Annotated in this window: 13 protein-coding genes; 1 reads left to right on the top strand and 12 read right to left on the bottom strand. The window is 73.4% G+C overall.

All coding sequences use genetic code 11. From position 1 onward, the window contains the following. Nucleotides 1-16: 16 nt before the first annotated feature. From ML340_RS01910 to ML340_RS01870, 9 genes are all read right to left on the bottom strand, one after another. Complete coding sequence (locus tag ML340_RS01910; protein WP_240096101.1) at nt 17-748, bottom strand: LemA family protein; 732 nt, start codon at nt 746-748, stop codon at nt 17-19. Nucleotides 749-812: 64 nt separating this feature from the next. Beyond that, nucleotides 813-1,562 (bottom strand): TerC family protein, encoded by a 750-nt coding sequence (locus ML340_RS01905; protein WP_240096099.1) that lies wholly within the window; start codon nt 1,560-1,562, stop codon nt 813-815. Nucleotides 1,563-1,584: 22 nt separating this feature from the next. After that, the gene (locus ML340_RS01900; RefSeq protein ID WP_240096097.1) at nt 1,585-1,965 is read right to left on the bottom strand and encodes a diacylglycerol kinase; all 381 of its coding nucleotides are present in this window, start codon (nt 1,963-1,965) and stop codon (nt 1,585-1,587) included. A 131-nt stretch (nt 1,966-2,096) separates the two neighbouring features. Next, complete coding sequence (locus ML340_RS01895) at nt 2,097-3,332, bottom strand: ABC transporter permease (protein ID WP_240096095.1); 1,236 nt, start codon at nt 3,330-3,332, stop codon at nt 2,097-2,099. Beyond that, on the bottom strand, nt 3,329-4,039 hold the full coding sequence (locus ML340_RS01890) for an ABC transporter ATP-binding protein (RefSeq protein WP_240096093.1): 711 nt from the start codon (nt 4,037-4,039) through the stop codon (nt 3,329-3,331). The genes ML340_RS01895 and ML340_RS01890 overlap by 4 nt, the downstream gene beginning before the upstream one ends. Continuing rightward, on the bottom strand, nt 4,036-5,592 hold the full coding sequence (locus tag ML340_RS01885) for an efflux RND transporter periplasmic adaptor subunit (RefSeq protein ID WP_240096091.1): 1,557 nt from the start codon (nt 5,590-5,592) through the stop codon (nt 4,036-4,038). The genes ML340_RS01890 and ML340_RS01885 overlap by 4 nt, the downstream gene beginning before the upstream one ends. A 73-nt stretch (nt 5,593-5,665) precedes the next feature. Further along, a complete protein-coding gene (locus ML340_RS01880) occupies nt 5,666-6,871 on the bottom strand; it encodes an acetylornithine/succinylornithine family transaminase (RefSeq protein ID WP_275672569.1) in 1,206 nt (401 codons plus the stop codon). Nucleotides 6,872-6,897: 26 nt separating this feature from the next. Next, on the bottom strand, nt 6,898-7,332 hold the full coding sequence (locus tag ML340_RS01875; RefSeq protein WP_240096089.1) for a VOC family protein: 435 nt from the start codon (nt 7,330-7,332) through the stop codon (nt 6,898-6,900). Nucleotides 7,333-7,398: 66 nt separating this feature from the next. Then, entirely contained in the window at nt 7,399-8,220 is an 822-nt protein-coding gene (locus ML340_RS01870) for an SDR family oxidoreductase (protein WP_240096088.1), read from the bottom strand. Nucleotides 8,221-8,278: 58 nt separating this feature from the next. Here ML340_RS01870 and ML340_RS01865 point away from each other — a divergent pair, with 58 nt between their 5' ends. After that, nucleotides 8,279-10,234 carry a bifunctional DedA family/phosphatase PAP2 family protein gene (locus tag ML340_RS01865; RefSeq protein ID WP_240096086.1) on the top strand — a complete coding sequence of 652 codons (1,956 nt, stop codon included), beginning with the start codon at nt 8,279-8,281 and terminating at the stop codon, nt 10,232-10,234. Here the strand turns inward: ML340_RS01865 and ML340_RS01860 are convergent. The 3 genes from ML340_RS01860 to ML340_RS01850 all read right to left on the bottom strand — a co-directional run bounded on the left by ML340_RS01860 (nt 10,209) and on the right by ML340_RS01850 (nt 12,808). Further along, nucleotides 10,209-10,808, bottom strand: a complete 600-nt coding sequence (locus ML340_RS01860; protein ID WP_240096084.1) for an LON peptidase substrate-binding domain-containing protein — start codon at nt 10,806-10,808, stop codon at nt 10,209-10,211. The genes ML340_RS01865 and ML340_RS01860 overlap by 26 nt on opposite strands. Then, on the bottom strand, nt 10,801-12,162 hold the full coding sequence (gene mpl, locus ML340_RS01855; RefSeq protein WP_338064399.1) for a UDP-N-acetylmuramate:L-alanyl-gamma-D-glutamyl-meso-diaminopimelate ligase: 1,362 nt from the start codon (nt 12,160-12,162) through the stop codon (nt 10,801-10,803). The genes ML340_RS01860 and mpl overlap by 8 nt, the downstream gene beginning before the upstream one ends. Nucleotides 12,163-12,229: 67 nt before the next feature. Further along, nucleotides 12,230-12,808 carry an adenylate kinase gene (locus ML340_RS01850; protein WP_240096082.1) on the bottom strand — a complete coding sequence of 193 codons (579 nt, stop codon included), beginning with the start codon at nt 12,806-12,808 and terminating at the stop codon, nt 12,230-12,232. Nucleotides 12,809-12,848 lie beyond the last annotated feature (40 nt).

Genomic DNA, 12,848 nt, shown 5'->3' with positions numbered 1-12,848 from the left:
CCCGCCGTCCCGGCGCTCACTCGGTCTGCAGGGTCGGCGGCGCGTTGCCGCCCGGCACCGGCGCGGCCGCCGGCTCCGGCGGGTTCACCACCCGCCCGCCGGGCGGATTGGCGACCTGCGGCAGCACCTGCGCCGGGGTCGGCGCCGGGGCCGGCGCCGGCGCGGCGAAGTCCACGCTCGGCGTGCGCTGCACCTGCGCCTCGTCCTCGACCGTGAAGTTGGGCTTGGGCGCGTAGCCGAACAGCTTCGCGGTCAGGTTGACCGGGAACTGGCGGATGTAGGTGTTGTAGTCCTGCACCAGCTGGATGTAGCGCCCGCGCGCGACCGCGATCCGGTTCTCGGTGCCCTCCAGCTGGGTCTGCAGGGCGAGGAACTGCTGGTCGGCCTTCAGCGCCGGATAGTTCTCGCTGACCATCAGCAGGCGCCCGAGCGCCTGCCCGAGCTGGCCCTGGGCGGCCTGGAACTGCGCCAGCGAGGCGGCATCGTCGGCATTGACGTTGATCTGGCCGACCCGCGCGCGCGCCTCGGTGACCGCGGTCAGCACCTGCTGCTCGTGCGCGGCATAGCCCTTGACCGTGGCCACCAGGTTCGGGATCAGGTCGGCGCGGCGCTTGTACTGGTTGAGCACCTCCGACCAGCCGGCCTTGACCGCCTCGTCCTTGGCCTGGATCTGGTTGTAGCCGCAGCCGCTCAGCAGCAGCACGAGGCCGGCCAGCAGCAGGCCGCGCAGGAAGGGGACGGAACGCATGCTCGGATCCTCTCGGGGCGTCGGCGGACGCGACCGCGCGATGGTACGCCGGCGCGGCGGCGGCTTACCACTCGCCGGCGCCGGGCACGTGGTGGGCGGCGGCGCGCCGGCGCATCAGCAGGTTCAGCCATTCGACCATGACCGCGAAGCCCATCGCGAAGTAGACGTAGGGCTTGGGCACGTGCACGTCGATCCCGTCCAGCACCAGCACCGCGCCGACCAGCAGGATGAACGCCAGCGCCAGCATCTTGATGGTCGGGTTGGCGTCGATGAAGCGCCCGAGCGGATTGGCCGCCAGCAGCATCACCGCGACCGCGACCAGGATCGCCACCACCATGATCGGGATGATGCTGGCCATGCCGACCGCGGTGATCACCGAGTCCAGCGAGAACACGATGTCGATCACCGCGATCTGCGCGATCACGAAGCCGAAGCGGGCGGAGGCGCGGGTCGTGCGCGGGTCCTCGTCCTCGCCGCCGGTGATCAGGTCGCGGATCTCGGCGGTGCCCTTCACCAGCAGGAACAGCCCGCCGAGGATCAGCACCAGGTCGCGGATCGACAGCCCGTGCCCGAACAGGGCGAACAGGTCCTGCGACATCCGCGCCAGGAAGGCGAGCGTGACCAGCAGGCCGATCCGGGTCACGCAGGCGACCGCGATCCCGATCCGGCGCGCCAGCGGGCGGCGCTGCTCGGGCAGGCGACTGACCGCGATCGAGATGAACACCAGGTTGTCGATGCCGAGCACGATCTCCAGCGTGCTCAGGGTGACCAGGGTCAGCCAGGCGTCGGGGGAGGCGAGGAAGCTCAGATCCATGCAGGCAGCTCCGGCGGGCGGCTCACAGCAGGCGCGGCGCCAGCAGCACGCCCCAGACCAGCAGCACGTTCATCATCAGCACGAACACCGCGGCCGACCCCATGTCCTTGGCGCGCCCGGCCAGTTCGTGGTGCTCCGGGCCGTAGCGCTCGATCACCGCCTCCAGCGCGGAGTTCATCAGTTCCATCGCCAGCACCAGCAGGCAGGAGCCGATCAGCAGCACGCGCTCGACCGCGGTCTGGCCCAGCCACCAGCCGAGCGGGGCCAGCACCAGCAGCAGGTAGACCTCCAGGCGGAAGCTGGATTCGTGCAGCCACGCCGCGCGCAGGCCCTTGAGCGACCACTGCGCGGCGCGCCAGACCCCGCGCGGGCCGCGCGGCAGGTGGCCGTAGGTATCAGCCATGCCGCCCCCGGCGCGGGCGGGCCGCGCGCGTGGCGCGGCGGGAAGGAGGGGACATGCTCGCCATGCCTGTTGCTCGGCCGCACGGCCGCCGGCGCGGATTGTGCCATAGGCACGCGCCGGCCCGGCCGCCGCTATTGCGAGCGCAGCGCCTCGATCGGATCCAGCCGCGAGGCCTTGCGCGCCGGGTAGTAGCCGAAGAACAGCCCGGTGGCGATCGCGAACGCCGCCGCCAGCCCGACCACCTTGAGGTTCAGCGCGACCGGCAGCTCGCTGAACTTGCCGACCAGCAGCGCGCCCGCGATCCCGATCGCGATCCCGATCACCCCGCCGATCAGCGAGATCAGCATCGCCTCGGCCAGGAACTGGCGGCGGATGTCGCGCGGGCCGGCGCCGACCGCCAGCCGCAGGCCGATCTCGCGGATGCGCTCGGTGACCGAGACCAGCATGATGTTCATGATCCCGATGCCGCCGATCACCAGGCAGATGCCGGCCACCGCGCCGAGCAGCTTGGACATCAGGTTGGTGGTCTGGGTGCGGGTGGCCACGATCTGGCTGATGTTGCGCACCGCGAAGTCGTCGTCGGCGCCCGGCTGGATCTTGTGGCGCTGGCGCAGCAGCGCCTCGATCTCGGCCTGCGCCGCGTCCAGGTTGCGGGGGTCATCCACCCCCACCGAGATCTGCTGGACCGCCCCCGGCGGCATGTTCTGCGAGGTCGCCAGGCGCCGGCGCGCGGTTTCCAGCGGCACCACCACCAGGTCGTCCTGGTCCTGGCCGAAGCCGCCCTGGCCCTTGGGCTTGAGCACGCCGACCACGGTGAACGGCACCCGCCCGAGGCGGATGGTCTGGCCGATCCCGTCCTGGTCGCCGAACAGGGTGCGGCGCACCGTCTCGCCGAGGATCACCGGCTTGCCGGAGCCGCCGTAGTCGGCCGCCTGGAAACCGTCGCCGTGGGCCAGTTCCCAGCCGTTGATCGCGAACCAGTCCGGCTGCACGCCCTGCCACTGGGTGGCGGCATTGTTCTCCGCGTACACCACCTGGGTGCCGCCGCGCAGCGAGCCGGCGGCGTACTGCACCTGCGGCACCTCGGCGCGGATCGCCTCGACGTCGCCGTCCTTCAGGCTCCAGCGGCTGCCCTGCGCCAGGCGCGCGCCCCCCGGGCCCATGCCGCCGGCGCCGAGGATGTCCAGCCGCTGCGAGCCGAGGCCCGACACCAGCTTGTCGATCTCGGCCTGGGTGCCTTGGCCGATCGAGACCATCACGATCACGGCGGCGATGCCGATGATCACCCCGAGCGAGGTCAGCGCGCTGCGCAGCCAGTTGCCGCGCAGGGCGTAGAACGCGGTGCGCACGATCTCCAGCGGCCTCATGCGTGCGCCCCCGCGCGGCGGCGCCCGAGCACGCCGTCGTGGATCTCGTAGATGGCGTCGGCGTGCTCGGCCACGTGCGCGTCGTGGGTGATCAGCACGATGGTGCGGCCGTCGTCGCGCAGGCGCTTGAACAGCGCCAGGATCTCCTCGCCGGTCCTGCTGTCGAGCGCGCCGGTCGGCTCGTCCGCCAGCAGCAGCGGCGGGTCGTTGATGAGCGCGCGCGCGATCGCCACCCGCTGCTGCTGGCCGCCGGACAGCTCGGTCGGGCGGTGCTCGGCGCGGCTGCCCAGGCCCAGCGCCTGCAGCAGGGCCATGGCCTTCTCGCGGCGCTCATGGCGGTGCATGTGGACGTAGCCCAGCGGCATCATCACGTTCTCCAGCGCGGTCATGCGCGGCAGCAGGTTGAACTGCTGGAACACGAAGCCGATCTTGTGCAGGCGCACCTGCGCCAGCTCCTCCGCGTGCAGGGTGGAGACGTCCTCGCCGTCGCAGTGGTAGGTGCCCGAGGTCGGGGTGTCGAGGCAGCCGAGCAGGTTCATCAGGGTGGTCTTGCCGGAGCCGGACGGGCCCATGATCGCCACGAACTCGCCGCGGCGCACGGTCAGGTCGGCGCCGTGCAGGGCGACCACCTCCGCCTCGGTGCCGGCCAGGTAGACCTTGCTCAGCCCGCGCGTCTCGATCACCGGCGGCAGCGCAGCTGCGGTCACGGCGCCCCCGCGCTGCGTTCGCCGCTGATGACCTGATCTCCCGCGCGGATGTCGCCCATCACCTCGCTGGCGCTGCCGTCGCTGGCGCCGACCCGGATCACCGCGGCCTGCGGCTTGCCGCCGACCAGCTTGTACACGGTGACCCGGCGCGCACTGAGCTGATCCTCTAGCGCGGCGTCCCACTGCGCGCGCTGGCGGGCGTCCAGCGACGCGGTGAACGCGGCGAACTGCTGGTTGAGGCGGTCGCGCAGGCGGGCGCGCATCTGCGCCTGCAGCGCCGCATCCGCACCGCCCCCGCCGCCGCCGGGCGGTCCGAACCGCATCCCGCCGCCCCCGCCGAACAAACGGCTGCCGCCCTGGGCCCCGCCCTGCCCGCCCTGGGCCTGGCGGAACTGCGCCGCGCGCTCGGCCTGGCGCTGCTGCAGCTGCGCCAGCGCGGCGTCGAACGCGGCCTGCTGCTGCGCGTTCAGGCCGAGCCCGGACGCGGCCTGGCGCAGCGATGCGGCCATCCCGGCGCCGCCGCGCCCCGCGCCCTGCTCCGCCGGCTGCAGCGCGGCCAGCGGGGAGTTGTCGCTCGGCTTGAAGCGCAGCGCCGCATTCGCCAGCTTGAGCACGTCGGCGCGCTTGCTGACCTCGATCTCGGCATTCACGGTCAGCCCCGGCAGCAGGGTGCCGTCGCTGTTGTCGACCGTGACCACCACCGGATAGGTCACCACGTTGTTGTTGGTCGCCGCGGCCAGCCGCACCTGCTCGACCGTGCCGCGGAAGCGGCGGTCGGGGAAGGCATCCACGCTGAAGCTCACCGCCTGCCCGGGCTTGACCTGGCCGATGTCGGACTCGTCCACCGCCAGCTCGATCTTCATCTTCGACAGGTCTTCGGCGATGGTGAACAGCTCCGGCGCCTGCAGGCTGGCGGCCACGGTCTGGCCCGGCTCAATCTTGCGGGTGAGCACCACGCCGTCCACCGGCGAGCGGATCACCGTGCGCTCGAGGTTGACCCGGGTGGTCTGGGTGGCGGCGGTCTGCTGGCGGATCGCGGCCTGCGCCGCGTTGACCTGCGCCTGCGCCTGCTCCAGCGCGGCGCGGGCGAGATCCACGTCGCTGCGCGCGACCAGCTGCTGGCGGCCGAGGTCGGCCTTGCGCTGGTAGTCCAGCGTCGCGTTGCGCAGGGTCGCCTGCGCCTGCGCCAGCTGCGCGCGCGCGCTGGCGATCTGCGCCTCGCCCTGGCGGATCTGCGCCTCGTAGGTGGACGGGTCGATGATGGCCAGCACCTGGCCCTTCTTCACCGGCGCGTTGTAGTCGACCAGGACCTGGGTCACCTGGCCGGAGATCTGGCTGCCGACGGTGACGGTGGTGATCGCGCTGAGGGTGCCGGTGGCGGAGATCGTCACCCGGATGTCGCCACGCTGCACGGTCTCGGTGCGCCAGCCGCCTTCGGCCGCGGCCTTGCGCGCCTGCCAGTACTTCCAGCCGGCGAAGGCGGCCGCCAGGACCACCAGGGCGAGGACGACGCGAGCGATCGGGAACGGCGGGCGGCGGCGGATCGAATTCATGCGGGATGGCCGGATTCAGGTTTCAGGGGCGAACGCACGGCGGCGCGCGCGGTTGACAGGCCGCGGGCGCGGCTCAGGCGGCGGCATAGGCCGCGAGCGCACGCTGCAGGCGCGCCAGCCCCTCCGCCACGTCGTCGTCGCCGATGGTCAGCGCGGGGACGAAGCGCAGCACGTCGGGGCCGGCCTGCAGCAGCAGCAGGCCGTGGGCGGCGGCATGATCGAGGATGGCCGCGGCCCGGCCGGCGTGCTCGGCCCTGAGCACCGCGCCCAGCATCAGGCCGCGGCCGCGCACCTCGGCGAACAGGCCGAACGTGCGATCCAGCGCCACGAGACCCTCGCGCAGCGCCTGCGCCTGGCGCGCGACGTTCGCCGCGATCTCCTCCGACGCCAGCCGCCGCAGCGCCACCCGCGCCACCGCGGCGGCCAGCGGATTGCCGCCGAAGGTGGTGCCGTGCGCACCCACCTGCATGGCCTGCGCCACCTTCGGGCCGGCCAGCAGGGCGCCGACCGGGAAGCCGCCGCCGAGCGCCTTGGCCAGGGTCACGATGTCCGGCACCACGCCGTCCTGCCAGTGCGCGAACAGCGTGCCGGTGCGGCCCATGCCGCACTGGATCTCGTCCAGCACCAGCAGCGCATCGAAGCGGTCGCACAGCGCGCGCACCGCCTGCAGGTAGCCGGGCGCGGCCGGCAGCACGCCGCCCTCCCCCTGCACCGGCTCCAGCATCACCGCGGCCACGTCGCCGCCGGCAAGGGCCTCCTCCAGCTGCGCGAGGTCGTTGAACTCGACGTGGCGGAAGCCCTCCGGCAGCGGCTCGAAGCCCTGCTGGTACTTCGGCTGCGCGGTGGCGGTGACGGTGGCCAGGGTGCGCCCGTGGAAGCTGCCGCGGCAGGTGACGATCACCCGCTGCTGCGGCGGGCGGCCGGCATCGGCGGCCCATTTGCGCACCAGCTTGATCGCGGCCTCGTTGGCCTCCGCGCCGGAATTGCACAGGAACGCGCGCTCGGCGAAGCGCGAGGCGGCCACCAGCTCCTGCGCCAGGCGCAGCGGCGGCTCGCTGAGGAACACGTTGCTGGTATGCCAGAGCAGGCCGGCCTGCGCGGTCAGCGCGGCGGTCAGCTCCGGGTCGCAATGGCCGAGGCTGCACACCGCGATGCCGGCGGCGAAGTCCACGTAGTCGCGGCCGGCGCTGTCCCACAGGCGCGACCCAAGGCCGCGCGCGAGGACCATTTGCCGCGGCTGGTACACCGGCAGCAGCACCTGCTGCGCCAGCGCCAGCAGTTCCCCGGCCTCTGCCTGCACCGCGCTCACCAGCTGCCCACGTTGGGCATCGACGCCCACGGCTCGCGCGGCGGCAGCGGCGCGCCCTGCTGCAGCAGCTCGATCGAGATCGCATCGGGCGAGCGCACGAACGCCATGTGGCCGTCGCGCGGCGGGCGCAGCACCTGCACTCCGTGCGCCTGCAGGCGCTCGCAGGTGGCGTAGATGTCGTCCACCGCGAACGCGAGGTGGCCGAAGTTGCGCGCACTGCCGTAGTCCTCGACCCGGCCGTCGGCATCCGGCCAGTTGTAGGTCAGCTCGATCTCGGCCTGCGGGGTCTCCGGCGCGGCCAGGTACACCAGGGTGAAGCGGCCCTGCGGATAGTCGCGGCGGCGGGTCTCCACCAGGCCGAGGGCATCGCGGTAGAAGGCGAGCGAGGCGTCCAGGTCGCGGACCCGGACCATGGCGTGCAGGTAGCGCATGCGCAGGCTCCGTGGGAGGGGGAGGCGCATGATCCCACGGCTGCGGCCGCGGGCAAGCGCCGCAGGTCATGGCTCGAGGTAGAGGTCCGGCAGCAGCGGCTGCGACGGGTCGACCGCATAGGCGGAGAAGTCGGTCACCCCGGCCTCGCGCAGCACCTCCTCGTCGATCAGGAAGCGCCCGCTGAAGCCGGCGGCCGGGCGCACCAGCACCGCGTGCGCGGCGTCGGCCACGATCGCCGGGGTGCGGCCGTTGCCGGCCTGCACGCCGGGGATCATGTTCAGCGCATCGGTGGCGATCAGGGTGCGCGGCCACAGCGCGTTCACCGCCACCCCGCGCGGGCCGAACTCGGCGGCCAGGCCCAGGGTGACCAGGCTCATCCCCATCTTGGCCAGGGTGTAGGCGGTGTGCGGACCCCACCATTTCGGATCGAGCGAGGGCGGCGGTGCCAGGGTGAGGATGTGCGGGTTCGGCGCCTGCAGCAGGTGCGGCAGGCAGGCCTGCGCGCACAGGAAGCTGCCGCGGCTGTTGACCTGCTGCATCAGGTCGAAGCGCTTCATCGGCGTGTCCAGCGTCCCGCGCAGCCAGATCGCGCTGGCGTTGTTGACGAGGATGTCGATCCCGCCGAACGCATCCACGGTGGCCGCCACCGCCGCGCGCACCGCATCCTCGTCGCGGATGTCGCACTGCAGGGCCAGCGCGTTGCCGCCGGCCGCCTCCACCGCGGCGGCGGCGGTGTGGATGGTGCCCGGCAGCTTCGGATTGGGCACCGCCGACTTGGCGGCGATCGCCACGTTGGCGCCGTCGCGCGCGGCGCGCAGTGCGATCGCCAGGCCAATCCCGCGCGAGGCGCCGGTGATGAACAGGGTCTTGCCGGAGAGGGTGGACATCGCATGCCGCCGGGAGGGATGCGGCAGGAGTGTAACCGGCGCTCCGTATACTGGCCGGATGCAGGGAGCCTGGTTCGACAGCACGGTGGCCTGGATCGGCACACACCCGTGGGCGGCCGGGCTGGTGGTGTTCCTGATCGCGTTCGGGGATGCGCTGATCGTGGTCGGGATCGCGATCCCGGCGCTGCCCCTGCTGTTCGCGGTCGGCACCCTGATCGGGCTGGGCCATCTCAACGGCCCCTACGCGCTGGCCGCGGCCGCGCTCGGCGCGGTCTGCGGCGACGGCCTGAGCTTCTGGATCGGCCGCCGCTACGGCCCCGGCCTGCGCCAGCGCTGGCCGTTCAGCCGCTATCCGGCGCTGCTGGCGCAGGGCGAGCGCGTGTTCCGCCGCCAGGGCACGCTGGCGATCCTGATCGCGCGCTTCGTCGGCCCGATCCGCCCGTTCGTGCCGGCGATCGCCGGCATGCTGCACATGCCGGTGCGCCGCTACCTGCCGATGAGCCTGCTCGCCGGCGTGCTGTGGGCCGCCAGCTTCCTCGCCCCGGGGTGGCTGTTCGGGGCGGCCTACGAAGCGGTGGCGGCGGTCGCCGACAAGCTGGCGCTGGTCTTGGCCGCGCTGGTCGCGGCGCTGGCGCTGGCGTGGGCACTGGTGCTCTACACCTGGCGCTGGTTCGCCGCGCATGCCGACGACCTCTTGGCGCGCCTGCTGCGCTGGAGCCGCGCGCACCCGCGCCTGGGCCGCTATGCGGAGGCGCTGGTCGATCCGCGCCGGCCGGAATCGCCGGCGCTGCTGCTGTTGATCGTGTGCCTGTTCGCGGTCGCCTGGCTGTGGGCCTGGTTCAGCGCCAGCCTGCTGCTGCGCGGCGGACCGACCCTGCTCGACCATGACGTGCACGCCTTCATGTTCGCCCTGCGCAACCCGCTGGCGGACCGCCTGATGGCGGCGCTGGCGGCGATCGGCAGCGTGCCGGTGCTCGGGCTGCCGGCGCTGGCCGCCACCGCGTGGCTGCTGTGGCGGCGGCGCTGGCAGGCGGCCGCGCACTGGGTCGCGGCAATCGTGGTCGGGCTGCTGCTCACCCTCGGCCTGGATGCGCTGGTGGACATGCCGCGCCCGCCGACCGCGGTCGCCGGGTTCGGCTTCCCCTCGGTCGCGGTGACCATGACCGCGGTGGTGTTCGGCTTCTTCGCGGTGCTGATCGCGCGCGAGTACCCCGGCCGGCAGCGGGTGTGGCCGTACCTGCTGGCCGGGATCGCCACCGCGCTGGTCGGCTTCGCGCGGCTCTACCTCGGCGCGCACTGGCTGTCGGACATCCTCGGCGGGGTGCTGCTCGGGGTGGCCTGGTTGCTGGTGCTCGGCATCGCCTACCGCCGCCACAGTGCGCGCGGCTTCCTGATGCGCCCGCTGGCGTGGACGTTCTACCTCAGCTTCCTCGCGGCTGCGCTGTGGTACGCCCCGCGCACCAGCGAGGCCACCCTCGCCCGCTTCGCCCCGCCGCCGCCGGCGCGGGTGCTGGCGGAGGCGCAGTGGCGGCGCGACGGCCTGCACGACCGCCACGCGTTCGACCTCGAGATCGCCGGCCCGCTGGACGTGCTGCGCCGGCGGCTGCAGGCGCAGGGCTGGCAGGTGCAGCCGGCGGCGGACTGGCTGGCCACGATCGGACTGCTCGACGACGCCATTCCCCTGGCGCGCCAGCCGGTGCTGCCGCGCGCGCTGGACGCGCATCCGGAGGCGCTGCTGCTGCGCCGCCCCGGACCGGCGCCGGACCGGCTGGAGGTGCTGCGGATCTGGCCGGCACCGGCGCGTCTGGCCAGCGGCACCCCGCTGTGGGTGGCGCGCTACGAGGCGATGCAGGCGCGCCGCCACCTCGGCCTGTTGACCCTGTGGCAGCCGCTCGCCCCGCATCCGCCGCTGCCGCCGGCACTGGCGGCCTGGGCCGCCGATCCCGGCCCCGGGCTGGTGGTGCGGACCGCATCCGCGCCGGCCGCCGTCAGCCCGGCGCCGGCTCCTCGCTGAGGCCGTCCAGAAGCGCCTGCAGGCGCGCGTGCGGGTCGTCCAGCCGCAGCAGGTGCAGACGCTGGGCTGCGCTCAGCGGCAACCATTCGGCCAGCCGCCAGCCGACCCAGGCGGCATCCTCGAACAGGGCCGGCTCCGGCTCCGCCGCGGCGGGGCCGGCCTGGGCCAGGATCCGGCGCAGCAGCTCGGCCAGCAGCGCATGCTCCGGGCGCAGGCGCGGGGACGGCTGCGGCTCCGGCCGCCAGGCGACCTCCGCCTGCAGCAGCCCATCCGGCCGGACCTGCGGCGGCCCGGCGCGGAACCGCCGGTGGCCGCGCACGCGCAGTGCGAGCAGGCCCTCCGGGGTCTGCCCGAAATCCTCGATCACGGCCTCGGTGCCCCACTCCGCGGGGGTCGCCGGCGCCCCGACCTCCTCCCCGGCGAGGATCAGGCACACCCCGAAACCGTGCCCGCCGCGCCCGCAGGCCGCCACCATATCGAGGTAGCGGCGTTCGAAGATGCGCAGGTCCAGCACGCCCCCCGGCACCAGCACGGTGCGCAGCGGGAACAGCGGCAGCAGGGCCGGGTCAGGCATCGGCCAAGCGTGCCAGAAACCTCCGCGGCGCGCCGTCGAAGCCACCGTTGGACATGAACACCACGTGGTCGCCGGCGCGCGCACGCGCCGCCAGCGCGGCGATCAGCGCCTCGGCATCCGCCACCGCCACGCCCTCGCCGCGCAGCGCCGCGATCACCTTGCCGGCGTCCCAAGGCAATTCCGGGCGCGCGAGGAACACCACGCCGTCGGCCAGCGCCAGCGACGGCGCCAGCGCGTGCGCATGCGCGCCGAGGCGCATCGAATTGCTGCGCGGCTCCATCGCCACCAGGATCCGCGCCGACCCCACCTTCGCGCGCAGCCCGGCCAGGGTGGTGGCGATCGCGGTCGGGTGGTGGGCGAAGTCGTCATACACGGTGATGCCGGCGTGCCGGCCGACCACTTCCAGCCGCCGCTTGATCCCGCGAAACTGCGCCAGCGCCGGCAGCAGCGGGGCCAGCTCGACCCCGGCCGCGGCGCAGGCAGCCAGCGCCGCCAGCCCGTTGAGCACGTTGTGGTCGCCCAGCAGCGGCCAGTCGACCGTGCCGACCTCCTCGCCCCCGCGCAGCACCATGAAGCGGCTGCCGTCGTCGCGCAGCTTGCGTGCGCTCCAGTCGAACCCCGCCTCGAAGCCGAACCGCTCCACCGGCGTCCAGCAGCCCATCGCCAGTACCTCGGCCAGGCGCGCGTCGTGGCCGTTGACGAGCAGCCGGCCATGGCCCGGCACGGTGCGCACCAGGTGGTGGAACTGGCGCTGGATCGCGGCCACGTCGGGGAAGATGTCGGCGTGGTCGTACTCGAGGTTGTTGAGGATGGCGATCCGCGGCCGGTAGTGGACGAACTTGCTGCGCTTGTCGAAGAAAGCAGTGTCGTATTCGTCGGCCTCGACCACGAAGTCGCGCCCGCCGCCCAGCCGCGCCGACACCCCGAAATCCGCGGCCACGCCGCCGATCAGGAAACCCGGGGCGCGCCCGGCGCGGTCGAGCAGGAAGGCCAGCAGGCTGGTGGTGGTGGTCTTGCCGTGGGTGCCGGCCACCGCCAGCGTGGTGCGCCCGGGCAGCACGCGCTCGGCCAGCCACTGCGCGCCGGAGGTGTAGCGCATCCCGGCGTCGAGCACGTGCTCGACCGCCGGGTTGCCGCGCGAGAGGGCGTTGCCGATCACCACCTCGTCGCAGTCGGCGGCGATGTGCTCGGGCCGGTAGCCCTGGGTGAGCGCGATGCCCAGCTGCTCGAGCTGGGTGGACATCGGCGGGTAGATGTTGGCGTCGCTGCCTTCGACCACATGGCCAAGCTCGCGCGCCAGCGCGGCCACGCCGCCCATGAAGGTGCCGGCGATGCCGAGGATGTGCAGTTTCACGTGCAGGCTCCGGAAGGGACGCGGGCGGGCCGGCGCGGCGCCGCCCCGCCGCCGCCCTGGGTGGGACTCAGCCGACCTCGGGGGTGCGCTGGATCGCCTCGAGGATGCGGGTGAACACCTCGTCCAGCGAGCCCACGCCGTCCACCACGGTCAGCTGGCCGTGCTGGCGGTAGAACTCGATCACCGGCGCGGTCTTCTCGTCGTACACCTTCAGCCGATGGCGCACCGATTCGGGAGTGTCGTCGGCGCGGCCCTCGGCCTGGGCGCGCCCGGCCAGGCGGGCGATGATCTGCTCGTTGTCCACCGCCAGCTGCACCGCGGCGTCGAACGGCTGGCCTAGCTCGGCCAGCAGGGCGTCCAGCGCGGCGGCCTGGGCCAGGTTGCGCGGATAGCCGTCGAGGATGAAGCCGTGGCGGGCGTCCGCGCGCGCGAGGCGGTCCTTGAGCATGCCGAGCAGGATCTCGTCGCTGACCAGGTCGCCGCGGGCCATGACCTCGCCGGCCTGGCGCCCGAGCGGGGTGCCGGCGGCGACCTCGGCGCGCAGCAGGTCGCCGGTGGAGATGTGCGGCACCTGCAGGTACTCCTTCAGCCGTGCCGCCTGGGTGCCCTTGCCGGAACCCGGCGCGCCCAACAAGACCAATCGCATCAGATCACTCCAGAATCGAAGCCGGGATCGGCGCCGGAAT

This window comes from Thermomonas flagellata, from assembly GCF_022419185.1.
Taxonomy (GTDB): Bacteria; Pseudomonadota; Gammaproteobacteria; order Xanthomonadales; family Xanthomonadaceae; genus Thermomonas; species Thermomonas flagellata.
Note: the sequence above shows the minus strand (reverse complement) of the source record. Positions and strands in the feature narration are given on the sequence as shown.